The 254-nt window shown below is 56.3% G+C and carries 1 pseudogene; it reads left to right on the top strand.

What is annotated here, in order from left to right:
- Positions 1-254 (top strand): annotated as a pseudogene (locus D3D01_RS23000) (IS4 family transposase); the annotation flags it as partial.

The raw sequence follows: 254 nt of genomic DNA, 5'->3' as shown, positions 1-254 counted from the left end.
ACCTACATTATAGAGGCGCTGATCATCATGGCGGCGATTTCGTTGATGATGAGTCGTGTTATTGTGGATGAGTTACGGTCGATTGAGGCAAGACAGCGTGAGGGCGAAGCCGCCGCAGACGCCGACAAGTCGGCGTCGCGGCTCCCTCGTCGTCGCTGTTCGCTAGCCGTTGAACGCCACGCTCATCTGATCCAGCTGTATCTCATGGTTGAGTTGGGCTACGAACTGCCGGATTTGGACGAGCTGTTGCTGTG

The sequence above is a fragment of the Haloarcula sp. Atlit-7R genome, assembly GCF_003666065.1.
Taxonomy (GTDB): domain Archaea; phylum Halobacteriota; class Halobacteria; order Halobacteriales; family Haloarculaceae; genus Haloarcula; species Haloarcula taiwanensis.
The sequence above is the reverse complement of the archived record's forward strand: the minus strand, read 5'-3'. Positions and strand labels throughout refer to the sequence as shown.